General features: G+C 72.6%; 24 protein-coding genes and 1 riboswitch. Of the genes, 14 read left to right on the forward strand and 10 right to left on the reverse strand.

The genetic code is table 11. From position 1 onward, the window contains the following. Positions 1 to 16 precede the first annotated feature (16 nt). Positions 17 to 107: riboswitch (cobalamin riboswitch) on the reverse strand. Between the two features lie 159 nt (positions 108 to 266). Further along, entirely contained in the window at positions 267 to 488 is a 222-nt protein-coding gene (locus tag MTF69_RS26555; RefSeq protein ID WP_243338472.1) for a hypothetical protein, read from the reverse strand. Between the two features lie 28 nt (positions 489 to 516). Beyond that, positions 517 to 1,788, reverse strand: a complete 1,272-nt coding sequence (locus tag MTF69_RS26560) for an inorganic phosphate transporter (protein WP_243338474.1) — start codon at positions 1,786 to 1,788, stop codon at positions 517 to 519. 322 nt (positions 1,789 to 2,110) lie between these two features. Between MTF69_RS26560 and MTF69_RS26565 the strand changes: the two genes are divergently transcribed. Both MTF69_RS26565 and MTF69_RS26570 read left to right on the forward strand, forming a co-directional pair. Next, positions 2,111 to 3,253, forward strand: a complete 1,143-nt coding sequence (locus MTF69_RS26565) for a S9 family peptidase (RefSeq protein ID WP_243338475.1) — start codon at positions 2,111 to 2,113, stop codon at positions 3,251 to 3,253. 153 nt (positions 3,254 to 3,406) lie between these two features. Continuing rightward, the gene (locus tag MTF69_RS26570) at positions 3,407 to 4,834 is read left to right on the forward strand and encodes a hypothetical protein (protein WP_374323884.1); all 1,428 of its coding nucleotides are present in this window, start codon (positions 3,407 to 3,409) and stop codon (positions 4,832 to 4,834) included. A gap of 36 nt (positions 4,835 to 4,870) precedes the next feature. Here MTF69_RS26570 and MTF69_RS26575 read toward each other — a convergent pair whose 3' ends face one another. Then, the gene (locus MTF69_RS26575) at positions 4,871 to 5,266 is read right to left on the reverse strand and encodes a VOC family protein (RefSeq protein ID WP_243338477.1); all 396 of its coding nucleotides are present in this window, start codon (positions 5,264 to 5,266) and stop codon (positions 4,871 to 4,873) included. Positions 5,267 to 5,351: 85 nt separating this feature from the next. Beyond that, entirely contained in the window at positions 5,352 to 6,242 is an 891-nt protein-coding gene (locus MTF69_RS26580; protein WP_243338479.1) for a neutral zinc metallopeptidase, read from the reverse strand. A gap of 287 nt (positions 6,243 to 6,529) precedes the next feature. On the opposite strand from MTF69_RS26580, the gene MTF69_RS26585 reads away from it, so the two are divergent. The 8 genes from MTF69_RS26585 to MTF69_RS26620 all read left to right on the forward strand — a co-directional run bounded on the left by MTF69_RS26585 (position 6,530) and on the right by MTF69_RS26620 (position 12,098). Continuing rightward, positions 6,530 to 8,128 carry an ABC-F family ATP-binding cassette domain-containing protein gene (locus tag MTF69_RS26585; protein ID WP_243338481.1) on the forward strand — a complete coding sequence of 533 codons (1,599 nt, stop codon included), beginning with the start codon at positions 6,530 to 6,532 and terminating at the stop codon, positions 8,126 to 8,128. 353 nt (positions 8,129 to 8,481) lie between these two features. After that, positions 8,482 to 8,703: a helix-turn-helix domain-containing protein gene (locus MTF69_RS26590; RefSeq protein WP_204357858.1), complete on the forward strand. Its 222-nt coding sequence runs from the start codon at positions 8,482 to 8,484 to the stop codon at positions 8,701 to 8,703. Between the two features lie 170 nt (positions 8,704 to 8,873). Then, entirely contained in the window at positions 8,874 to 9,653 is a 780-nt protein-coding gene (locus tag MTF69_RS26595) for an enoyl-CoA hydratase/isomerase family protein (protein ID WP_243338483.1), read from the forward strand. Positions 9,654 to 9,979: 326 nt separating this feature from the next. Further along, complete coding sequence (locus MTF69_RS26600) at positions 9,980 to 10,414, forward strand: Asp23/Gls24 family envelope stress response protein (RefSeq protein WP_243338485.1); 435 nt, start codon at positions 9,980 to 9,982, stop codon at positions 10,412 to 10,414. A gap of 10 nt (positions 10,415 to 10,424) precedes the next feature. Beyond that, positions 10,425 to 10,667, forward strand: coding sequence for a hypothetical protein (locus MTF69_RS26605; protein WP_243338487.1), 243 nt, complete (start codon positions 10,425 to 10,427; stop codon positions 10,665 to 10,667). Beyond that, positions 10,664 to 11,026 carry a hypothetical protein gene (locus MTF69_RS26610; RefSeq protein ID WP_243338488.1) on the forward strand — a complete coding sequence of 121 codons (363 nt, stop codon included), beginning with the start codon at positions 10,664 to 10,666 and terminating at the stop codon, positions 11,024 to 11,026. Before MTF69_RS26605 ends, MTF69_RS26610 begins: the two co-directional genes overlap by 4 nt. Beyond that, positions 11,023 to 11,553, forward strand: coding sequence for a DUF6286 domain-containing protein (locus tag MTF69_RS26615; RefSeq protein ID WP_243338490.1), 531 nt, complete (start codon positions 11,023 to 11,025; stop codon positions 11,551 to 11,553). The genes MTF69_RS26610 and MTF69_RS26615 overlap by 4 nt, the downstream gene beginning before the upstream one ends. After that, positions 11,550 to 12,098, forward strand: a complete 549-nt coding sequence (locus MTF69_RS26620) for an alkaline shock response membrane anchor protein AmaP (RefSeq protein WP_243338492.1) — start codon at positions 11,550 to 11,552, stop codon at positions 12,096 to 12,098. Before MTF69_RS26615 ends, MTF69_RS26620 begins: the two co-directional genes overlap by 4 nt. Before the next feature lie 20 nt (positions 12,099 to 12,118). Here the strand turns inward: MTF69_RS26620 and MTF69_RS26625 are convergent, their stop codons facing one another. From MTF69_RS26625 to MTF69_RS26655, 6 genes are all read right to left on the reverse strand, one after another. After that, on the reverse strand, positions 12,119 to 12,874 hold the full coding sequence (locus MTF69_RS26625) for an SDR family oxidoreductase (RefSeq protein WP_243338493.1): 756 nt from the start codon (positions 12,872 to 12,874) through the stop codon (positions 12,119 to 12,121). A 10-nt stretch (positions 12,875 to 12,884) separates the two neighbouring features. Continuing rightward, positions 12,885 to 13,682: an SURF1 family protein gene (locus tag MTF69_RS26630; protein ID WP_243338504.1), complete on the reverse strand. Its 798-nt coding sequence runs from the start codon at positions 13,680 to 13,682 to the stop codon at positions 12,885 to 12,887. A gap of 126 nt (positions 13,683 to 13,808) precedes the next feature. Next, positions 13,809 to 14,042 (reverse strand): hypothetical protein, encoded by a 234-nt coding sequence (locus tag MTF69_RS26635; protein WP_112453882.1) that lies wholly within the window; start codon positions 14,040 to 14,042, stop codon positions 13,809 to 13,811. 119 nt (positions 14,043 to 14,161) lie between these two features. After that, complete coding sequence (locus tag MTF69_RS26640; protein WP_243338506.1) at positions 14,162 to 15,151, reverse strand: DEDDh family exonuclease; 990 nt, start codon at positions 15,149 to 15,151, stop codon at positions 14,162 to 14,164. Positions 15,152 to 15,210: 59 nt separating this feature from the next. Further along, on the reverse strand, positions 15,211 to 17,832 hold the full coding sequence (locus MTF69_RS26645; protein ID WP_308401458.1) for an MXAN_6230/SCO0854 family RING domain-containing protein: 2,622 nt from the start codon (positions 17,830 to 17,832) through the stop codon (positions 15,211 to 15,213). A 144-nt stretch (positions 17,833 to 17,976) separates the two neighbouring features. Then, positions 17,977 to 18,600, reverse strand: coding sequence for a TetR/AcrR family transcriptional regulator (locus MTF69_RS26655; protein WP_243338511.1), 624 nt, complete (start codon positions 18,598 to 18,600; stop codon positions 17,977 to 17,979). 156 nt (positions 18,601 to 18,756) lie between these two features. Between MTF69_RS26655 and MTF69_RS26660 the strand changes: the two genes are divergently transcribed. From MTF69_RS26660 to MTF69_RS26675, 4 genes are read left to right on the forward strand one after another with little or no spacing between them, the layout of a single operon-like run. Next, positions 18,757 to 19,554 carry an acetoacetate decarboxylase family protein gene (locus tag MTF69_RS26660; protein ID WP_243338513.1) on the forward strand — a complete coding sequence of 266 codons (798 nt, stop codon included), beginning with the start codon at positions 18,757 to 18,759 and terminating at the stop codon, positions 19,552 to 19,554. Beyond that, the gene (locus tag MTF69_RS26665; RefSeq protein ID WP_243338514.1) at positions 19,554 to 20,438 is read left to right on the forward strand and encodes an SDR family NAD(P)-dependent oxidoreductase; all 885 of its coding nucleotides are present in this window, start codon (positions 19,554 to 19,556) and stop codon (positions 20,436 to 20,438) included. Before MTF69_RS26660 ends, MTF69_RS26665 begins: the two co-directional genes overlap by 1 nt. Before the next feature lie 12 nt (positions 20,439 to 20,450). Next, entirely contained in the window at positions 20,451 to 21,737 is a 1,287-nt protein-coding gene (locus tag MTF69_RS26670) for an amidohydrolase family protein (protein ID WP_243338516.1), read from the forward strand. Next, complete coding sequence (locus MTF69_RS26675; protein ID WP_243338518.1) at positions 21,734 to 22,969, forward strand: amidohydrolase family protein; 1,236 nt, start codon at positions 21,734 to 21,736, stop codon at positions 22,967 to 22,969. Before MTF69_RS26670 ends, MTF69_RS26675 begins: the two co-directional genes overlap by 4 nt. Positions 22,970 to 23,022: the final 53 nt, after the last annotated feature.

Here is a 23,022-nt window from a genome sequence, read left to right on the forward strand (position 1 = left end):
ACGTGTCCGGCGGCGAGAGTTCCTGGCTCCCGGCCGCACACGGCCGAAGGCTCGCGTGCGCCGGTGACAGTGGCGGGACCGCGCCGGATTCGCACCGGACTTCCTCTCCATGCCGCCGTAATGGCTCGGGCAGTCCACCACGCAGCGCGAAGGCCCGTCAACTCGCCGTTGACCTGCGGCGGGGTGGCGGGGGAGGGGGTCCGGGCATGCGAAAGCTCCCTCCGGTACGAACCCGGAGGGAGCCTTCGTACGTGCCGTCCCGCGCCTCAGGCGACGATCAGGTAGATCCCGTAGGCCACGGCCGCCGCGCAGAGCGCGAAGCAGGCGTACGCACCGCTGCGGGCCAGGGTGGCGGCGCCGCCCTGTTCGGTGGCGGCCTCGTGCTTGGAGAGCCCCATCAGGCCCAGGGTGAACAGGGTCACCAGGACGACGGTGGCGGAGAGGCTGACCCCGAAGACGGAGCCGAGTGCTTCCCAGTCGATCTTCATACCGCTGAATCCTCTGTCGTTCTCGGGGTCAGACGGCCGCGGCCGGGGCCGCGGGGGTCGTCGTCGCGGCCGGGATGGTGGCCTTCAGTTCCTCGTCCGTCACCGCGGCGGTGCTGCCGACTGCGGCGGCCGTGACCGGCGGTACGCTGACGGCCGCGATGGCCGTGGTGACGACACCCGGCTCCTCGGCGGCGGCCGTCCCGACCTCGTTGACGTTGGTGTGGTCGACGACCTGGCGGCGGGAGATGAGCCAGATGGCGACGCAGGAGCCGATCAGGAAGACCGTGACGCCGGCGATGCCGATGTCCCCGGTACGCATGACCAGCTCGGCACCGGCGGCGACCAGGGCCGCGGCCGGGAGGGTCAGGCCCCAGGCGATGAACATGCGGGTGGCGGTGGACCAGCGGACCACGCCGCCCTTGCGTCCCAGACCCGAACCCATGACGGCGCCGGAGCACGCGTGGGTGGTGGAGAGGGAGAAGCCGAGGGAGGAGGAGGCCAGGATGACGCTGGCGGCCGAGGTCTGGGCGGCGAAGCCCTGCTGCGGCTGCAGGTCGGTCAGGCCCTTGCCCATGGTGCGGATGATGCGCCAGCCGCCCAGGTAGGTGCCCATCGCGATGGCCAGACCGGCGGAGACGATGACCCAGACCGGCGGGTTGGAGCCGGGCGCGAGGGCGCCGCCGGCGACGAGCGCCAGCGTGATGATGCCCATCGTCTTCTGCGCGTCGTTGGTGCCGTGCGCCAGCGAGACGAGACCCGCGGAGGCGATCTGGCCGGCGCGGTAGCCCTTGGCCGAGGTCTTCTCACCCATGCCGTTGCCGACCTTGTACGTGACCTTCGTGGCCAGGTACGCGGCGAAGCCGGCGACCAGCGGCGCGGCGATCGCGGGGATCAGCACCTTGGTGACGACGACGCTGCCGTTGACGGCGCCCATGCCGGCGGAGGCCACGGCCGCACCGATCAGGCCGCCCATCAGGGCGTGCGAGGAGCTGGAGGGCAGTCCGACCAGCCAGGTGACGAGGTTCCAGAGGATCGCGCCGACCAGGGCGGCGAAGATGACCTCCGGCTGGATGCCTTCCTCGTTGACCAGTCCCTTGGAGATCGTCTTGGCGACCTCCACGGACATGAAGGCGCCGACGAGGTTGAGCACGGCGGACATTGCCACCGCGGTCTTGGGCTTGAGGGCGCCGGTCGAGATGGTGGTGGCCATCGCGTTGGCCGTGTCGTGAAAACCGTTCGTGAAATCGAACACGAGAGCGGTGATGATCACGATCCCGAGGAGAAGCGTTATGTGCTCCATTTACCCAGGCTTCTGTTTGACGTCAGTGGTTCGTGGACCGTAGATAACCTGGATGAACGGAAGGTGAACTGACAGGGTTCATGCGGTGTATCGGCACGGCACCCGATCGGGACCTTCGTCCCGGGAAGTGCGTTGATATATCGATTAATGCATGTCGCAGCAGGGGTGTCCGCGCGCTTCGGGGCAGGACTTCCGGTAACCCGCCCGCACGCCCGGGACCCCCGAAGAGAGCTAGATCACCTTCCGTGCCACCCCTCGGGGGCGCCGGCCGGAGTCATTCCCTCCGGTGGCCCGCCGACCCGTCCGCCTCGACACTGGAGCAGTGCGTACCGCCACAGCGACGGCAGCGGCCGTCACCACGACCCTGCTCGGCGCCGGCGCGGCCGCCGTCACCGCCGCCGCGCTCGCCGGCCGGTACGCCGCCGACGCGGCCCTGCGGACCGAGCCCGGCCGCCCGCTCCCCGGCAGCCCCCGGCTCACCGTCCATTCCACCGCGGCCGGCCGGGTCGAGCTGACCCGGTCCCTCGCCTCCCTGCGCCCCGGCACCTACGGGCTCACCGCGCCCGGGGTGCACGCCGTGGTCGGGCCCGTCCTCCCCGACGCCCCGCACGGCCCCGACACCGTGGTGCGCCGGCTCCTCGCCGTCACCCACGGCAGCCTCGACCCCGGAACCCGCGTCACCCTCACCCCCCAGGTCCACCTGGGCAACCCGCGCACCGCCCTCGGACTGGACCACGCCGACGTGGACGTCCCCGGGGAGCTCGGCGCGCTGCCCGCCTGGTTCGTGCCCGCGGCCCGCGACACGTGGGTGATCACCGTCCACGGGCTCGGCGCCACCCGCGAGCACCCGATGACGGTCATGCCCTTCCTCCACCGCAACAAGCTCCCCGTCCTGGACCTCGGGTACCGGGGCGACCTCGGAGCCCCCGAGTCACCGGACGGCCTCGGCCACCTCGGCGAGTCCGAATGGCGCGATCTCGACGCCGCCATCCGCTACGCCCTGCGCTACGGCGCCCGCCGCGTGGTCCTGCACGGCTGGTCGACCGGCGCCACCATGGCCCTGCACGCCCTCGAGCGCTCGGCGGTGGCCGACCGGATCTCCGGACTGGTCATCGACTCGCCCGTACTGGACTGGCACGCCACCCTGCGCGCCCTCGCCGCCGCGCGCCGCACCCCGGCCCCGCTCCTCCCGTTCGCGGTCAAGGCCGCGGAGGGCCGTGCGGGCCTGCGCGCCGACCGGCGGGCCCCGGGGTCGGATCCGGCCGCGCTGAAGGTGCCCGTACTGATCTTCCACGGCCCCGACGACGCGATCGCCCCCTGGGAACCCTCCCGCCGGCTCGCCGCGGCCCGCCCCGACCTCGTCACCCTGCACTCCGTTTCCGACGCCGCCCACGGGGCGATGTGGAACGCCGATCCCGCCGCGTACGAAGAGGTGCTGCGCCGCTTCCTGACCCCTTTGATGTGACGGACCGGGTGACGGACCGTCGGACGAGTTGTCCGAAGACTGCGGGGCGGACGGGGCGGGGAGGGTGGGTTGTCCCGTTCTGTACCCAGGGGGCCTTGTGGCAATGGCTGGTTCCGTTTGGGCTTTCGGCCAGTGACGGGCGAGACTGCTCACGTGACGTCCCGAAAGCCTGATGAGCAGTTGGCTCGCGACTCCAGACTCCGACTCGTCGCCCCGCGGTCCGTGGCCACGGCCCGCAAGGCGGTGACCGACCGGCGCACCCGGACCGCCCCGCGGCCTCCGGCGGGCACGCCCGCCACGGCCGACCTGGCGAACAGGGCCCGCGCCTCCCTCACCGACGCGGTACGGCTCGCCCGCTGGGCCGAGCTGCACCTCGGCGGCGCGGACGGCGCCGGGCCCGCCCCGGCGGGCGCCCTGCCCGCCGCCGAAACCGAACGCGCCGCCGCCCAGCTGAGCCTGACGCCGGGCCAGATCCGGGTCGGCTGGGACCGCGCCCGGCTCGCCGGCCTGATCGAGATGCACGGCGGGCACGCCCGCCCGGGCTGGCGCCTGCGCGCCTGGAACCGGGACGACACCGCCGTCCTGCGCGGCTGGGTCGCCCTCTTCGACGCCTGGTCACTGGTCCACCCGGCCCCCGCCGACATCGCCCCCGCGGCCGTCGCCGAGGTGGTCGAGGCCATGCCCCAGCTGCTCTCCCTGCTCCAGCTCTCCGCCGGTCCCGTGACCGTCCCCGATCTGCTGGACCTGCTCGGACAGCGCGTCGACGAACTGCGCGACGAGCGGTGCGAGGTCCCCTACGAGTCCACGGCGCAGGCCGCCGCGACCCCGCAGGCCGGTCCCGCACCGGCCGCGCCGCCCGTCCCGCTCGCCCGGCTGCTGCGCTGGGCGCTCGGCGGGCTCGCCGCCGTGGACGCCGTCACCCTCGGCCCCGCCCGGGCCACCCTCACCCCGCTCGGGAGCTGGGCAGTCTGGGTCAAGCTGGAGCAGATCTGCGTCGCCGCGCAGAGCCCCGCCGGGAACATCGAACAGTCCGCCGCCGCCATGCTCCACGGCTGCGCGCGGCTCACCCCCGGCCCGGCCCGCGCCGAATACCTGGCCTGGCTCGCCGCCCGGCCCGTCGGCCGCGCGGTCTCCGAACTGCTGCACGCGGCCCGCGGCGAGGACGCCCTGTTGCGCGGGCTCGCCTTCGAAGCCCTGCGCGTCGTCGGAGCCCCGGCCGAACCGGAGGTGCGGGGGGCCTCCCGGGAGCCCGCGCTGCGCCCCTACGCCCTGCTCTGGCTCGCCGAGCACGACGGGGTCGACCCCGACGAGGCGCAGGACGTGCTCACCGCCGAGGAGCAGACCTGGCTCTGGGTGGACACCGCGGCCGCCATCGCCGACCACGGCGAAGCCGAGCTGCTGGCCCGCCACCTGGACTCGGCGGTGCGGACCACGGTTCCGCGGCTGCTGGACGAGGTCCGCGCGGTCGGGCACCCCCGCACGGTGCAGGTGCTGGTCGCGCTGGCCGCCGCCCATCCCGATCCGGCCCTGGCCAAAGCGGTGCGCCGAGCCGCGTTCCAGGTGCACACCGGCGGCGCGTAGCGCCCGTAGCGGGAGGGGCGTACGCGCCCGCAGGTTCTAGACCTGCGGGGCGTACGTCCCGAAGCTCCACACGTTGCCCTCGGCGTCGCGGGCCATGTAGTCCCGCGAGCCGTAGTCCTGGTCGGTCGGCTCCATCAGGATCTCCACACCGTGCTCGACGGCCCGGCGGTGGTGCGCGTCCACGTCGTCGACGCGTACGTAGACCCCGGCCGGGCCGGCCGTCTCCATCGCCTTGTCGAAGGCACCGCCGGTGCCCTTGCTGCCGAGCATCACCATGCCGTTCCCATAGGACAGCTCGGCGTGCACCACCGCGCCGTCCTCGCCCTCGTAGGCCGCGACCTGGGTGAAGCCGAAGGCTTCCGTGAGCAGGTGGATGGCAGCCTTGGCATCGGCGTACAGCAGGGTCGGACAGATGGACGGAACGCCTGCCATGACGATCACTCCCTCTCGTACCGTGGGCTGACGGTCCGCGGGTGGACAGTGAGCCACGTCACAGCATGGCAGGCGCCGCGCGAAGTCAGCGGAAGGTGTTGCACTGGGCCATGTCGCCCGTGCGGTAGCCCTGGTAGAACCACTGCTGGCGCTGCTCGGCCGAGCCGTGCGTCCAGGACTCCGGGGTCACCCGGCCCTGGAACTTCTCCTGGATCCGGTCGTCGCCGACCGCGGCCGCCGCGTCCAGGCCGTCCTTGATGTCCTGGTCGGTGAGGCTGGTGATCAGGGGCTTGCCCGTGGACTCGTCCGGGGTCTTCGTCGCGTTGTGGGCCCAGACCCCGGCGTAGCAGTCGGCCTGCAGCTCGACCCGTACCGCGTTGCTGTTCGCGCCCTGCCGGCCGTCCTGGGCCTTCTGCAGGGTGCCGGTCAGGTTCTGGATGTGGTGGCCGTACTCGTGGGCCACCACGTACGCCTGGGCGAAGGGGCCGCCGCTCGCGCCGAACTTGGTGCGGAGCTCGTTGAAGAAGCCCAGGTCCAGATAGACCTGCCGGTCACCGGGGCAGTAGAAGGGGCCGACCGCCGAGGTGGCCGCCCCGCAGGCGGTGCCCACCTTGCCGGTGAAGAACACCGTCTGCGCCGGGCTGTACTGGGCGCCGCGCCTGGCGAACTCCTGCTTCCAGAAGTCCTGGGTGCTGTTGATCACCGCCACCAGCCGGCAGTCCTCCTTGGTGTTCGCGTCCTGCCCGGTCTTGCAGCTCTGCTGCACCTGGGCGGCGGAGGAGGCGGTCGACGCGGGCTCGGGGCTTCCGTCGGACAGGCCCAGCTGTTCCGGGCCCACCCCGAACAGCAGGCCCATGATCAGTGCGATGAATCCGATGATGCCGCCGCCGATCGTGGCCTTTCCGCCCGGGATGCGGCTGCCGCGCACGTCCTTGACCTCGGAAGTGTCCAGATTGGCGTTGTCGTCGAACTGCATCCCGCACCGCCCTCCATTCCTGCCGAGGGGGGTACGAGTACACCCCTGCGGTGAGTATCAACCCGTTCATCCTCATACGCCCCCTGGCGGGGAGGCGTGTTCCGTGGGCCGAACGGGGGACACGGGGGTGGGGGCGGCACCGGTCCCGCCGGGGGCGGGCGGGCCCGAAAGTAGTTGCGCACCCCCGGTAGAATGACTCCCATGGCAAATCTCCTCGCGGATTAGCGGCGTAGAAGCATCGCGTCCTGCCCCCCTTCCGCCGTCCCGACCCGCCCTGGAGTATTTCCGTGATCACCGCCACCGGCATCGAGCTGCGCGCCGGCGCCCGCATCCTCATCGAGAACGCCTCCTTCCGCATCGCCAAGGGCGACCGCATCGGCCTCGTCGGCCGCAACGGAGCCGGCAAGACCACCCTCACCAAGTGCCTCGCGGGCGAGGGAACGCCGGCCGGCGGCAGCATCGCCCGCTCGGGCGAGGTCGGCTACCTCCCGCAGGACCCGCGCACCGGCGACCTCGACGTGCTGGCCAGCGACCGGATCCTGTCCGCCCGCGGACTCGACGTGCTGCTCAAGAAGATGCGGATGAACGAGGAGCGCATTTCCTCCGGCTCCGGCGCCACCCGCGAGAAGGCGATGCGCCAGTACGAGCGCCAGGAGACCGAGTTCCTCACCAAGGGCGGGTACGCAGCCGAGTCCGAGGCCGCGACCATCTCCGCCGCCCTCGGCCTGCCCGACCGGGTGCTCGGCCAGCCGCTGCACACCCTCTCCGGTGGTCAGCGCCGCCGCGTCGAGCTCGCACGGATCCTCTTCTCGGACGCCGACACCCTCCTCCTCGACGAGCCGACCAACCACCTCGACGCCGACTCGATCGTGTGGCTGCGCGACTATCTGAAGACCTACCGCGGCGGCTTCATCGTCATCTCCCACGACGTGGACCTGGTCGAGACGGTCGTCAACAAGGTGTTCTACCTGGACGCCAACCGCTCCCAGATCGACGTCTACAACATGGGCTGGAAGCTCTACCAGCAGCAGCGCGAGGCCGACGAGAAGCGGCGCAAGCGCGAGCGCCAGAACGCCGAGAAGAAGGCCGCGGCGCTGAACTCGCAGGCCGACAAGATGCGCGCGAAGGCCACCAAGACCGTCGCCGCCCAGAACATGGCCAAGCGCGCCGACCGGCTGCTCGCGGGCCTGGACGCCGTCCGCGTCTCCGACAAGGTCGCCAAGCTGCGCTTCCCGGACCCGGCGCCCTGCGGCAAGACCCCGCTGACCGCCGAGGGCCTGTCGAAGTCCTACGGCTCCCTGGAGATCTTCACCGACGTCGACCTGGCCATCGACAAGGGCTCCCGCGTGGTCATCCTCGGCCTCAACGGCGCCGGCAAGACCACCCTCCTGCGCCTGCTGTCGGGCACCGAGAAGCCCGACACCGGCACGGTCGTCCCCGGCCACGGCCTCAAGCTCGGCTACTACGCCCAGGAGCACGAGACCCTGGACCCGGAGCGCTCGGTCCTGGAGAACATGCGCTCCTCGGCGCCGGACCTGGACCTGGTCTCCGTACGCAAGACGCTCGGCTCCTTCCTCTTCTCCGGCGACGACGTGGACAAGCCCGCGGGCGTCCTGTCCGGCGGCGAGAAGACCCGCCTCGCCCTGGCGACGCTGGTCGTCTCCTCGGCCAACGTGCTGCTGCTCGACGAGCCCACCAACAACCTCGACCCGGCCAGCCGCGAGGAGATCCTGGGCGCCCTGCGCACGTACAAGGGCGCCGTCATCCTCGTCACCCACGACGAGGGCGCGGTCGAGGCGCTCGAGCCGGAGCGGATCATCCTGCTCCCGGACGGCGTCGAGGACCTCTGGGGTCCGGACTACCGGGACCTGGTGTCGCTCGCCTGAGGCCCTTCCGCTTCCGTGATCCTTTGCTTATGGATCATTCGGCTCAGACGTGATCCATCATCTGAGTGAGACGGTCTCATACCGCTCCGTGCCTGACGAAGGCCCCGGCCGCATCTCCCAGGAGGTGCGGCCGGGGCCTTCCGCTTCTGCGCTCCGGCCCCTGACCTGGCCATTCATACCGGGGGAACGGAAATGTGACGGAGGTCATGCAGCGGAAGAGAAGATTCCGTTCTGCTCCTGCGTCCACGGCTGAAGAAATGCCGCCGTACCGACCTTGCTGAATGGGTGGCCAGGAAGCCGGGGAGGGGTGATCATGAGAAGTCCAGAGCGCACTTCCCATAGAGGAGGCACGGGTGGCCGAAACTCTGAAGAAGGGCAGCCGGGTAACCGGCGCCGCGCGTGACAAGCTCGCGGCAGACCTGAAGAAGCAGTACGACTCCGGTGCGAGTATCCGGGCGCTGGCCGAATCGACTGGCCGGTCCTACGGATTCGTCCATCGGATGCTCAGCGAGTCCGGAGTCACGCTGCGTGGTCGCGGTGGCGCGACGCGCGGCAAGAAGGCGGCTACGGCCTGACCATTTGGTTCCCCTTGGTTCCAACGGTTTTCCGTATTCAGCTTCACGGTTCCAGTTCCACCGTCCTTCGGTGACCCCCGGTCGGCTCCATGGCCGGCCGGGTGGTTACTGTGCAGTCACTTAGGCCGAGATCGCGGCCGAACGACGGCACAACCACCGGAGGCACACAGATGGCTCTGCTCGACAAGGACGGCGTACGGCTCACCGTCGACGACACGGTCGCCACGGTGACACTGACCAATCCAGCCAAGCGAAACGCTCAATCCCCCGCGCTCTGGCGGGCGTTGACGGAGGCTGGAAGGTCGTTGCCGGGCACCGTCCGGGTCGTCGTGCTGCGCGGCGAAGGGCAGTCCTTCTCCGCAGGGCTCGACCGGCAGGCGTTCACCCCCGAAGGCTTCGAGGGCGAGCCGTCCTTCCTTGACCTGGCGCGCGGTTCGGAGGAACTGCTCGACTCCACCATCGCCGAGTACCAGGAGGCGTTCACCTGGTGGCGGCGCAACGACATCATCTCCGTCGCCGCCGTTCAGGGGCACGCGATCGGTGCCGGTTTCCAGCTTGCCCTCGCGTGCGATCTGCGCGTCGTCGCGGACGACGTGCAGTTCGCCATGCGCGAGACCGGGCTGGGCCTGGTGCCCGACCTCGGCGGCACGCAGCCGCTGACCTCGGCGGTCGGCTATGCCCGCGCGCTCGAAATCTGCGCGACGGGACGCTTCGTCCACGCCGAGGAGGCGGAACGGATCGGCCTCGCGAACCTGGTCGTCCCCGCGGGCGAACTCGACGCGGCCGTCCAGGACCTCACCACCGCGCTGCTGGCTCCGCCGCGGGACGCGGTGGTCGAGACGAAGGCGCTGCTCCGGAGTTCCCTGGCCCGGCCCTACGACGACCAGCGGGTCGCCGAGCGCGCCGCCCAGGGCCGCCGCCTGCGGGATTTGGCCGGCCTGTCGGACTAGCCGCGGCGCCGCTGCCGGGGACCAGCCCCCGGACCCCCCGCTCCTCAAACGCCGGAGGGGCTGGATTCGGGCCGGCGTGGGCTGCACGTGCGCCCCGGAGGGGCTGGTTTGCCGCGCAGTGGCAAGTCCCAGCCCCTCCGGCGTTTGAGGAGCGGGGTCTGGGGCGGAGCCCCAGGGGGGTCCGGGCAGCGCCCGGGGAACGGGCGAAGGGCGGGGAGGGGACTTCGCCCCGCGCAGCGGTCACCCCGCGGCCGCGTCGGGACGGGCGCCGACGGGGGCGCCGCCTTACCGTGGGTCGGGAGCCCGTACGCGCGAAGGGATCAGAGATGACCGAGTCCGCCGCCACCGGCAGCACCGCCAAGCCCCCCGCCGACCGCGGCCGCACGAGCATCGCCGACGGCGTGGTCGAGAAGATCGCCGGCCTGGCCGCCCGCGAGGTGGTCGGCGTCCACGCCATGGGCAGCGGCAGCGGCCTCTCCCGTACCTTCGGTGCCGTCCGCGACCGCGTCCCCGGCGGGGCCAAGTCCACCGTCAGCCGGGGCGTGAAGGCGGAGGTCGGCGAAGTGCAGACCGCCCTCGACCTCGAGATTGTCGTGGATTACGGCGTGTCGATCAGGGACGTGGCCCGGGCCGTCCGTGAGAACGTCGTCTCGGCGGTGGAGCGGATGACCGGCCTCGAGGTCGTGGAGGTCAACATCGCGGTCAGCGACGTCAAGCTGCCGGACGAGGACGACGAGGAGCCGGAGTCCCGACTGCAGTAGAGGAGCCCGCATGAGCATGGCGGTCGTCGGCCTGGTGGCCGGCATGGCACTGGGGTTCGCCGGGTACTTCGGCGGCTTCGGGGCCTTCCTGCTGGTGGCCGCGCTCGGCGCCATCGGCTTCGTCGTGGGCCGGTTCCTCGACGGGGACCTGGAACCGGGGGACTTCTTCCGCCCCCAAGGCCGCCCCGGGGACCGCGATCGTGATCGCGACCGGGACCGGGACCGGGGCGACCGGGGGGACCGGGACCGATGAGCACGCCCCGCCCCACCCCGCCCCGGGTGCCCGCCGCCGAACGGGGAGCCACCCGCATCGCCGACCGGGTCGTGGCGAAGATCGCAGCCCAGGCCGCCCGGGAGGCGCTGACCCGGCCCGCTCCGGACGCGACCCCGCCGCACGCCACCGTCACCGTGCACCACGACATCGCCCGCGTACGGGTGGTCCTGGAGCTTCCCTACCCCTCCGACCTCGCCGCCCAGTGCGCGGCCGTACGCCGCCACGTCGCCCTGCGCGTCGAGGAGTGCGCGGACATGGCCGTACCCGAGGTGGACGTGGACATCGAACACCTGCGCCCCGCGCGGCCCGCCGCCGGGCGGGACCGGCGGGTTCGGTGAGCGCCCGCTTCCGGTCGCCCCGGCGGTTGCCGGCGGCCGTCGGGGCGTTCGCCGTCCTCGGGGTGGCGGGGCTGTTCCTGTACGACCTGGCGGCGGTACGGGCCCACCGCCCGGGGATGCGCTGGCGCGACGAGCTCTCCCGGGCGCTGGAGCGGCACACCCCGGCCGACCCCGGCGTGCTGATCGGCGGCGGAGTCCTGGCAGCGGCCGGGGCCGCGCTGCTGCTGTACGCACTCACCCCGGGCCTGCGCGGGATCCTCCCGATGAGCTCGGGGCACCCGGAGGTCCGCGGCGGACTGGAACGCAAGGCCGCCGCGCAGGTGCTGCGCGACCGGGTCATGGAGGTGGCCGGGGTCCGGTCGGTGCGCGTCAGCGTGGGCCGGGCCCACATCGGGGTCCGGGCCGTGTCCCACTTCCGCGAACTGGACGACGTACGGGCCGATCTGGACGCGGTGCTGGCCGTCGGCCTCGACGAGCTGGGCCTGGCCCACGCGCTGCGGCCGAGGGTACGGGTGAACCGCCGGTGACCCTCGGGACGGTGAACCGGGTCCTGCTCGCCCTGCTCGGACTGGTCCTGCTGGCGGCGGGGGCGTCGGTGCTGACCGCGTCCGGGCCGTTCGAGGGCCGCCACGAACCGCTGCTGGCGCCGCACGGGCGGGGCTGGCCGGCGCCCTGGTGGGCGGTGCTCGCCGCACTCGGGGTCTGCGTACTGCTGGCGCTGTGGTGGCTGCTGTCCCAACTGCGCCGGGCCCGGCTGGCGGAGGTGCTCGTGGACACCGGGGACGGGGCGTTCGCGGTGCTGCGCGGGCGGGCGCTGGAGGGGGCCGTCGAGGCCGACGTCCAGGACGCCGTGGAGGGCGTGGCCCGGTGCCGGGTCACGCTGTGGGGGCGGCGCGGGGCCCCGGCCCTGCGGGTCGCCCTGGAGCTGGAGCCGCACGCGGTGCCGGCCGACGTACTGGCGGCCCTCGCCGGCCCGGTGCTGGGCCGGGCCCGCGACTCGGCGGCGCTCCCGGCCCTCCCGACGGAGGCCCGCCTCCACGTCACCCCCCGCCGGGCGCGCCGGGTGACGTAGGGCCTGTCGCGGGCGGGGCGTCAGAAGCCGTGCCGGGAGCCGCCGTCCACCGGGAGCATGACGCCGGTCAGGTAGGAAGCCGCCGGGGAGAGCAGGAACGCCGCCGAGCGGCCGAACTCCTCCGGGGTGCCGTACCGCCGCAGCGGGATCCCCGCCTCGTTGCGGGTGCGGGCGAGGTCCGCGTCCCCGTACAGGGCGTCGAGCTCGCGGACCCGGTCGGTGTCGATGCGGGCGGGCAGCAGGCCGACCACCCGGATGCCGCGCGGGCCCAGCTCCACGGAGAGGGACTTCGCGAAGCCGGCCAGGCCGGGGCGCAGGCCGTTGGAGATGGTGAGGCCAGGGATCGGCTCGTGCACGGAGCCCGACAGGACGAAGCCGATGACCCCGCCGTCGGAGAGCTCGGCGGCGGCCGCCCGTGCGAGGCGGACCGCGCCGAGGAAGACCGAGTCGAAGGCCGCCGTCCACTGATCGTCGGTGTTGTCCGCCGCCGAACCGGGCGCGGGACCACCGACGCTGATGAGGATGCCGTCGAGGCGGCCGAAGTGCTCGCGGGCCGCGGCGACGAGCCGGGAGGCGGCCCCGGGGTCGGAGTTGTCGGCGGCCACACCGACCGCGTTCGGGCCCAGTGCCTTGGCCGCGGCCTCGGCGCGCCCCGCGTCCCGGCCGGTCAGCACCACCTTGGCGCCGTCGGCGGTCAGTTCGCGGGCGGAAGCGTAGCCGAGGCCCCGGGTGGCGCCGGTGACGACGTAGACACGGTCCTTCAGTCCAAGATCCATGCCCGACACGCTACGCGGTCGCCACCGGCTCCCGCTCGGATGCGGCGCTCCCGTCGGCGGCCGCGGCCTCGCGGTCGCGCTTCTCGCGCCGGACGAGCACGATCCAGCCCACCGGCACGGCGGAGGCGAACAGCCACCACTGCACGGCGTACGCCATGTGCGCCCCGATCGAGTCGTGGTCGGGCTCGGCGACCACCTCGGGCTTGTCGTCGGCCGGTACCGGCGCGGTGAGTTCCAGGTAGCCACCGAGGACGGGCCTGCCCAGGTACTGCGCCTGCCGGGCGCTGTTGATCAGCATCACCTGGCGGTCCGGCAGGCCCTTGCGGTCCTTGATGCCGCTGCCGCCGCTGGTCTCGTCGGCCTTGAGCCGCCCCGTGACCGTGACCTCGCCGGTGGGCGCGGCCGGCACCGGCGGGTAGGCGCGCGGGTCGGCGCCGCCCGCGATCCATCCCCGGTTGACGAGCACCGCCCGGCCGTCGGCCAGGACCAGCGGGGTGAGGACGTGGAAGCCGACCTTGTCGTCGCTGTCGGTGCGCATGCGCACGACGACCTCGTGCGCGGAGTCGTACGTGCCGGTGGCGGTCACGGCACGCCAGTAGTCGGCGCGCGGGACCACGTGGCCGGGGGAGGTGACCTCGGTCATGGGGACCGGCTTCGCCCGCAGGTTCGTCTCGATCAGCTCGTTCTGCGCGACCCGGTGCTCATGGCGGTGGAACTGCCAGAAGCCCAGCTTGATCATCGCGGGGATCAGGACGAGGCCGATGAGGGTGAGGCACACCCACTGCCGGGTCAGCACAAAGCGGTACACGCCCACGACGGTACCCCCAGCGGCGAGGACCCCGGCGGCCGGGTGGCCGTCCGGGGTCGTGGCGGAGAGGTGAGGGGAGGGGGAGAGGAGAGAAGAGGGAACGGGCCGTGGGGAGGGGGACGGGAGTCAGACGCGGTCGGTGATGCCCACCTTCCCCTCCGCGCGGGCGCAGTGCCCTCCGCAGAACCACTGTCCCTCGACCTCGACGCCCTGCCCGATGATCTGGACCCGGCAGTGCTCGCAGATGGGCGCCATGCGGTGAATGGCGCAGGAGAAGCAGTCGAAGACGTGCACAGCACCCTGTGCGTGGACTTCGAAGGACATGCCGTAATCGTTCCCGCAGACTTCGCAACGTGCCATGCGCGGCATGCTGCGCAGGGCGGACCGCCGGAACAAGATCCACCGGGGTGAGTCGCCGAGCGTGCACCCGGCCGGCCCAACGGGCGGCCCCCGGAGGTCCCCCCCGGACATCCCCGCGGTCAGTCCCGCGCCGGAGCCACGTCCCGCAGCAGCTGGGTGAAGGCCGCCTCGTCGACGACGGGGGTTCCGAAGGACTTCGCCTTCACCGTCTTGGACGTCGAGGAGTCCGGGTCGTTCGTCACGAGCAGGCTCGTCAGCCGGGACAGGCTCGTCGCGATGTGCAGGCCCGCCTCCACGGCGCGGTCCTCCAGCAGCTCCCGGTCCACCGAGGTGTCGCCGGAGAACGCGATCCGCATGCCCTGCTTGAGCGGGGTGCCGTCCGCCCACCGGCCCGGGTTCGGGTACGGGCACGGCGGCCGCTTGCGCGAGGCCCGCCAGCTGGACCCGGCATTCCCGCCGCCTGCTCCGTACGAGGCCTGGTACCCGACGCGCGGGGCGGCGGGGGTGTCCGACCACTCCGTCAGCGGCCGGCATTCCAGCAGGGGCAGCCGTACGTTGTCCCGCGCGGCCGCGTGCAGGGACGGACGGAACGCCTCCGCGAGGACCCGGGCGTCGTCGAGCGCGTGGTGGGCGCGCTGCTGGACCACGCCGAAGTGCGCGGCGAGCGACTCCAGCTTGTGGTTGGGCAGCGGGAGGTTCAGTTCCTTCGACAGGGCGATGGTGCACAGCCGCTGACGCACCGGGGCGGTCGCCTCGGCCCGCGCGTATTCACGGGCGATCATCTGCCAGTCGAAGATCGCGTTGTGCGCGACCAGCACCCGGTCGGCGAGCCGGCCGGCGAACTCCTCGGCGATGTCCTTGAAGAGCGGCGCGTCCTGGAGCATGTCGCTGGTCAGACCGTGGATCCACACGGGCCCGGGGTCCCGGAGCGGGTTGACCAGCGTGTACCAGTGGTCCTCGACGTTGCCCTGAGCGTCGAGCCGGTAGACGGCGGCGGAGATTATCCGGTCGTCGCGAGCGAGCCCGGTGGTCTCCACGTCGACGACCGCGTACCCCTGTGGGTACGCGGTCGGCCACATCGTCTCTGCGGTCGTACGGTCGGCGAGCATGGTCACAGAGGATATCGGCCCGCGCCGACACTCGAAGCCCTACGGCCTTTCAGCTCGGCTCAGCTCAGCTCGGCCACGAGGTCCCCGGCCGTCACCCGGGCGAAGGACCCGGGTACTTCGGCGGGTCCGGGGAAGAGCCGGTAGGCCGTCCCCGAACCGCCCTCGGGGGCCACGCTCGCGCAGGTCAGTGCGAGGAACGCGCGCTTCCCGGAAGCCAGTTCGGCCGCCTCCGCGTAGGCGTCCAAGCGGGGCCGGCGCTCCTCGGGCGGCTCCAGGGCGTGGATCCTGGCGGAGAAGGCGGCCGGATCCTCACCGTCCGCGGCCCGGTAGAGCCACACCTCGTCCGAGACCGAACTCTCAGGAGCCCGCCGGATCACCGCCACCTCCCGGGTACGGGCCGCCGCCCGCCACACGGAGAGGTCCCACAGGGTGGTGCGGGTGCCGGAGCCGAAGTGGGCGCAGACGTCCTCCGCGGCGGCGGCGAGCCGTTCACCGCCGGAGGCGCCGACGCTCTGGAAGGAGCCCGAAGGGGGCAGGTGGACGTCCGCCCACAGGGCCCGCCGGGCACTCAGGTCCACCACCATCGGCAGGTAGGCCCGGGACTCGCCCGCCAGGTCGAAACGCTGGCGCACGGTCCGGGGATCGTACGAGGCGCCGCGCGGAGCGTCCGCCGGCAGGGCCATGAAGCCGGCGAAGGCGTCCGGCAGCTCCTCGAACGGCACGTTGTTGAAGCTGAACACCAGCGGCACCGCGTACGCGTCCCCGTGCGCGGCGAGTTTCACCAGGTCCAGGTCCACGTACTCGGTGGCCCCGGCCGGCGCCGGCGCCGAGGTGAGGTCGCCGGAGTGCACGGCGGCGCCTTCCGGCCCGTGCCGGAGCCGGGTGTAGTCGCACTGTCCGGTGAACCGCCAGTCCGCGTCGAAGAAGGCGACGGACAGGTCGAGGTCGGTGCGGTTGCCCGCCGGTTCCGTCCAGTGCAGGAAGAGCCGCAGGACATCGCCCGTGGGCAGGGTCTGGGTACTGCCCCGGGGGACCGCGACCAGGGTCCTGGCCGAATCCCGCTCCGCGAAGGGGACGACCAGGTCCGCGAGCGCGGAGTCGAGCACCGCCAGTTCGTACGGATCCTCCCCGGGCCGGGCGAACCGGCGCAGCACCTCGGCCTCCAGCATCCCGGCGACCTCCCGGACCAGTGGCTCCGGCAGCGGCGGGCGGTCCTCCGCCACCGAAAGGGCGCGGGTGACCTCGCCCCGCGGGAAGAACACCCGGCGCGCACCGAGCCGGTCCTCGGCGCGCACGCGCAGCGCCCCGAAGGCGGAGAGTAGCGGGCCGGGCCCCACGGAAGGCAGCCCGCGCTCCAGCGCCCGCACGAGCTCCGGGACGGGGCGTTCGCCGGTGTGCAGACGCAGCAGGTGGTCGAGGCGCCGGACGAGTTCGCCCGGCCGCTGCCCGGCCAGCGCGGCGGCCTCCCTGGGGGTCCCGTCGGCCAGGGCCCGCTCCAGGCGCCCGCCCCAGGACGCCGGCCGGATCCGGTCGTCCTCCACGCGTACGGCGTCCGGATGCGCGGCAGCCGAGTCCCGCAGGGCCGCGCCCAGGGCTCCGGCGAGCGGGGTCCCGCGCAGGACGGCGAAGGCGAGTGCGGCCCGGGGGTGGCGGGCGTGCTGCTCGAAGGGGTGCAGGGTCTCGGCGGCCCGCTTCCACGCGGTGGGATGGCGCAGCAGGTCCTCGACGAGGAAGGGCACCGGCAACGCGTCCAGCAGGGAGAGCAGTTCCCGTCGCAGCGGCCGGCCGAGGGAGACGAACCGCGCGGGAAGGGGCAGCAGTCCGGGATTGCCTCCGGAGGCCACGGCGAGCAGCCGCAGCACGTCCGTGGCCGTGGTCAGCCACTCGGACAGCAAGGGCCGTACGACGTCACCGGCGCCGCGATCGGTGAGCAGCGTGGCGAGCACCAGCGCCTTGGTCTCCCGTACGGGGATCTCCTCGGGGAGCTCGCCGCGGGCGGCCGGGGTCAGCGGCAGCAGCGTGACCAGGTCCACGCGGTCCTGCGGGGACAGGGGGGTCGCACGGGCGAGCAGCGCCGCCACGATCGGCGTGGCATCGGCGGCCGGATCGGTGCCGAGCCGCAGCAGCCGGAGCGGGCCGGGGTGTGCGGGCCTGGCCGCGCCGATGGCACGTACGGGGCGCAGGAACGGATCGGCGGGATCGAGCCGCCGGTGGCACAGCGGGCAGCCGGAGTAGTCGGCGCCGTCCCAGCACAGCCGGCACACGAGGTGGGCGCACGGTGAGACCGGGAAGACGGTGCGCTGCTCGCCGCAGAGCACGCAGGGGTGGTCCGCCTGCTGGAGGAGGTGGGCGAAGACCCGGTCCACGTAGAGGCGTTCGGTGTCGCGCGGGGCGACCACCGGTATCGCCGGGAAGCTGCGGAAGAGCGGGGTGTGGCTCCGGTCGGAGCCGAGCAGGTCGTCGACCAGGGCGACGAGCCGGCTGTGTGCGGCGGCCAGTTCCTCGGTGGGCAGCGCGGCCAGGGCCGCGTAGAGCTCCGGGTCCAGGATGTGGCCGCGTCCCAGGAGTTCGGCTTCGAGTCTGCGCAGGGCGGGCCCGCCGGGTGCGGCGGCCTGGGCGGGTGTCCCGCCGATGTGGAAGCTCTGGAGTCGGCGCAGCAGGACGGACTCGACAGTGGCTATGGGTGTTTCCCTCCGTGAACGTGAAGAACGGGGGCGGGGAGTGGGCGCGCGGGGTCGTCGTAGGAGTGTGAGAAGGATGCGCGCCGGGGAGCCGCCCCCGTGTTCACGGATCCCATCACGGCGCCGTGGCGGGGCGCAAAGGAATTACGGGGCCGGCGCCAGCAGGGCCTTCACCAGGGCCCTCAGGGACAGTTGGAACAGCCTCTCCGGATCCACCGGCCGGGCCAGCGCGCGGGCCAGCGGCGGGTCGTGCGGGGCGTCGGCCGGGTCCCAGAGCTCGCTCTCGGCGGGGGACTGGGCGGGGGAGCGTTCGCGATTGCGCTCGACCAGTACGAAGCCGATGATCTGGAACTGGATCGCGCGCACCGCGTCCGCGGCCCGGGTCCCGCGCAGACCTGCCGCGTGCACTTCGTGGACCAGGGCCTGCTGGGCGGGCAGGAACATCCGGTCGGTGAGGCCGCGCTCGTGGACCATCGCGATCAGGTGCGGGCGCTCGCGCAGCTCGCGGCGCAGGATCCGGGCGACCGAGAGGATGCGGTCGCCGGGGGTGCGGCCGGCCGGCCGGATGGCGCCCACCTCCTCCACGGTCCGCTCCACGAGGGCGTCGAGCAGTGATTCGCGGTTGCCGACGTGCCAGTAGATGGAGGTCACCGCGGTGCCCAGCTCGGCGGCGAGCTTGCGCATGGTCAGGGCGGCCGGGCCGTGCTGCTTGACCAGGGACGCGGCGGCGTCCAGTACCTCCGCGCGGGTCAGCGTGGTTCTGGCCATGGCGTCCGTCCCAACTTTCTGTCGATCCGTCAGATCGGTTACGTGCAAGGGTCTTTACCCTTCATCGGTGGCGGTGTAACTGTGTTACAGAACCAGCTGCGTCAGAACCGACTGCGTCAGAACCGACTGAGTCCTGGACGAAGGATGGTGCGATAGATGGCACGCGTACGGTACGGAGCGCGCACCGAGGCAGAGATCGCCGCCGCGCGCGAAAAAGGTTCCAAGCTCCCCGACATCTGGTCCACCGGTGTGGTGGCCGTCTGGGAGACCGACCCGGACGTGGTGGCGGCGGTCCTCCCGCCGCCGCTGAAGCCCACGGAGCGGCCCCTGGTGCGGGCCAACATCAGCAAGGTGGACCTGCCCGGCTACCCGCTCGGCGCCGGCTCGGTGGCCGTCGCCGCCCAGCACGATGGGGTCGAGGGCTGGTACCCGCTGGTCATGCCGATGAGCATGGAGCGCGCCCTGATCGGAGGCCGCGAGGTCTTCGGCGAGCCGAAGAAGCTCGGCGAGATCACCGTCGAGCGCGAGGGCCTGGTCGTCCGGGCCTCCCTCGCCCGGCACGGGATCGCCTTCGTCGAGGTGCGCGGGGCGGTGGACCGCGCGCTGCCGCTGCCCGAGCCCACCGTGAAGACCGACTTCTACTTCAAGTTCCTCCCCGCGGTGGACGGTTCGGGCTTCGACGCCGATCCGGTGCTGGTGCACTGCACCCGCAACGAGAAGGTCCGCAAGCTGGAGCACATCACCGGCGACGTGGTGCTCCGCGAGTCGATGTTCGACCCCGTCGCCGACCTCCCCGTACGCCGCCTCGTCGAGCTCACCATCGGCGAGAAGACCACCGACCAGCGGGGCAAGGTCGTCGAGCGGGTCAGCGCCCAGGCCCTGCTCCCGTACATCCACCAGCGCTACGACGACCCGATGCAGATCCTCGACGGACCGCCCGAGGGGAGCGTCTGATGCGACTCGAACCGGGACAGGTGGCCGTGGTCACCGGAGCCGCCAGTGGCATCGGCCTCGCCATGGCCCGCCGCTTCGCCGCCGAGGGGCTGAAGGTGGTCCTCGCCGACGTGGAGGAGGGCGCCCTGCGCAAGGCCGCGGACGAACTCGCCGCCGACGGCGCCGAGGTGCTCGCCAAGATCGTCGACGTCAGCGACCGCGACTCCGTGATCTCGCTGGCCGACGCCGCGTACGAGACCTTCGGCGCCGTGCACGTCCTCTGCAACAACGCGGGCGTCGGCTCCGGCGCCGAGGGCCGCATGTGGGAGCACGAGCCCAACGACTGGAAGTGGGCCTTCTCCGTCAACGTCTGGGGGGTCTTCCACGGCATCCAGGCCTTCGTCCCCCGCATGATCGCGGCCGGCGGCCCCGGCCACATCGTCAACACCTCCTCCGGCGACGGCGGCATCGCCCCGCTGCCCACCGCCTCCGTCTACGCGGTCACCAAGGCGGCCGTGGTCACCATGACCGAGTCGCTCTACGCCCATCTCAAGGCCGAGGGCGCGGCCATCGGCGCCTCCGTGCTCTTCCCCGGACCGCACATGCTGCGCACCGGCCTGTGGGAGTCGCACCGCAACCGGCCCGACCGGTACGCCAAGGAGCGCCCGCGCAAGTCCCCGTACCGCAGCCTCGACCAGTACGAGGCCGCCATGAAGCAGGCCGGCCACGAGGTGAACTTCACCCCGGTCGAGGACGTCGCGGACCAGGTCGTGGACGGCATCCGCGCCGACCGCTTCTGGATGCTGCCCGACAGCGAGCACAGCGACCGGCAGATCCGCGCCCGGTCGCAGTCGATGCTCGACCGCGCCAACCCCGCCTACCTGGAAAGCTTCATCCTCGACTGAGGAGCCTCAATCGTGAGTGCGTACGAAGACCCGTACCTGATCATCTCCTCCGACTGCCACGCGGGGCTGCCCACCGAGCAGTACCGCCCCTACCTGGACAGCGCCTTCCACCCGCAGTTCGACGAGTTCCTCGGCGAACGCGACGCCCGCCGCGCCGAGGCAACCAAGCTCGGCGTGCGCAACGAGGCCTTCGCCGAGAAGTGGTTCCACGACCACGAGGAAGGCCTCAAGGGCGGCTGGGACGTCACCCAGCGGCTGAAGGAACTCGACGGCGACGGCGTGGCCGCCGAAGTCGTCTTCCCCGACGCCGACGCCGTGGACAGCCAGACCGCCGCCCCCTTCGGGGTGGGCCTCGGCCTCTCCGGCGACCAGGACCCCGAGCTCGGCATGGCCGGCGCCCAGGCGCACAACCGGTGGCTCGCCGAGTTCGTCTCCGAGAACCCCGAGCGGCACTGCGGGGTCGCCCTGCTGCCCATCACCGGCGATCCGGACAAGGTCGTCGCCGAGATATACCGCGCCAAGGCGTCCGGGCTCGGCGCCCTGATGATCCCGGCCATGTGGGTGGACAAGGCCCCCTACCACGACCGCCGTTACGACCCGGTGTGGGCGGCGGCGGCCGAGACGCAGATGCCGATCGTCACCCACTCGGGGTCCTCGCCGCGCCACGAGTACGGGGACCACCTGGGCATCTTCGTCTCCGAGGTCACCTGGTGGCCGGCCCGCCCGCTGTGGTTCCTGCTCTGGTCCGGGGTCTTCGAGCGGCACCCGGGGCTCAAGTTCGGCGTCGCCGAATCGGGCTGCTGGTGGCTGCCGAACCAGCTCTGGTTCATGGACCGGCTCTACCTCGGCGCGCACGGCGGCAAGAAGCTCTCGCCGTTCGAGGAGCTGAAGCGGCCGCCGAGCGAGTACCTGGACCGGCAGGTGTTCATCTGCGCCACCAACACCAAGCGGCGCGAGCTGGCCCAGCGCTACGAGATCGGCGTGGACAACATCCTGTGGGGCTCGGACTTCCCGCACCCCGAGGGGACCTGGCCGAACACCCGGAACTGGCTGAAGAACACCTTCCACGACATCCCCGTCGCGGAGACCCGCCGGATGCTGGGCCTGACCGCGGCGGAGGTCTTCGGCTTCGACACCGAGAAGCTGGCGCCGATCGCCCGCCGCATCGGCCCCACCCCGGCCGAGCTCGGACAGGGCGAGGACCAGGCGGCCGTCGAAGCCTCCTGGGCGCGCTCGCGCGACGTGGGCCGGCACTGGCTCACCGACAACGACTTCCCGGTGCTGGGGGTGAACCCGTGACCGACGCGACGGACGCGACGGACCGCTACACGGTCATCTCGGCCGACTGCCACGCGGGCGCCGACCTGCTGGACTACAAGCCGTACCTGGAGAAGCGCCACCACGAGGAGTTCGACGCCTGGGCCGCGACCTACGTCAACCCGTACGAGGACCTCCTCGCGGACACGGCCGACCGCAACTGGAACTCGGCTCGGCGCCTGGCCGAGCTCGAAGCCGACGGGATCGTCGCGGAGGTGCTCTTCCCGAACACCATCCCGCCGTTCTTCCCCAAGGCCTCGCTGATGGCACAGCCCCCGACGGCGGCCGAGTACGAGATGCGCTGGGCCGGGCTCCAGGCCCACAACCGGTGGCTGGCGGACTTCTGCGCGGACGCGCCGGGCCGCCGGGCGGGCGTGGTCCAGATCCTCCTGAACGACGTGGACGCGGCAGTCGCGGAGATCCGCCGCACCCGCAACGCGGGCTTGACCGGCGGCATCCTGCTGCCCGGCGTCCCGCCCGGCTCCACCGTTCCCGAGCTCTACTCGCAGGTCTACGACCCGATCTGGGCCGTCTGCGACGAGCTGGACGTCCCGGTCAACCACCACGGCGGCTCCGCCTCCCCGCCGCTGGGCGACGAGCCGGCGGCGCGGGCCGTCTTCATGGTGGAGACCACCTGGTTCTCCCACCGGGCCCTGTGGCACCTCATCTTCGGCGGGGCCTTCCGCCGCAACCCCGGGCTGAAACTGGTCCTCACGGAGCAGGGCTCCGGCTGGATCCCGGGCGTCATCGAGATGCTGGACTACTACCACGGCCGCCTGGTCGCGGCCTCGGCCACCGCCGAGGCCAAGTTCGGGGCGGGGCTGGCGGAGTCCATGGGCAAGGGGCCGGGCGAGGTCTGGCGGGACAACTGCTTCGTGGGAGCGAGCTTCATGCGCCCCCACGAGGTCCCGCTGCGGGACCGGATCGGCCTCGACAAGATCATGTGGGGCAGCGACTACCCCCACGACGAGGGCACGACGCCCTACTCCCGCGAAGGCCTGCGCATCGCCTACGCGGGCCTGCCCCGCGAGGAGGTCGCCGCCATGGTCGGCGGCAACGCCGCCCGGGTGTACGGCTTCGACCTCGCCCTCCTCGACGCGGTGGCCGCCAAGCACGGCCCCCTCGTCTCGGAGGTCGCGCAGCCCCTGACGGAGGTCCCGGCGGGAGCCACCAGCCCCGCCTTCGCCCGCGGGGGCTCGGTCCGGGTCTGGTGACGCGGAGCGCGGAGACGCCCCGTAGCCACGCGGCCGTCTGACCCGGCGGCCGG

The organism is Streptomyces sp. AP-93 (assembly GCF_022808175.1).
GTDB lineage: Bacteria > Actinomycetota > Actinomycetes > Streptomycetales > Streptomycetaceae > Streptomyces.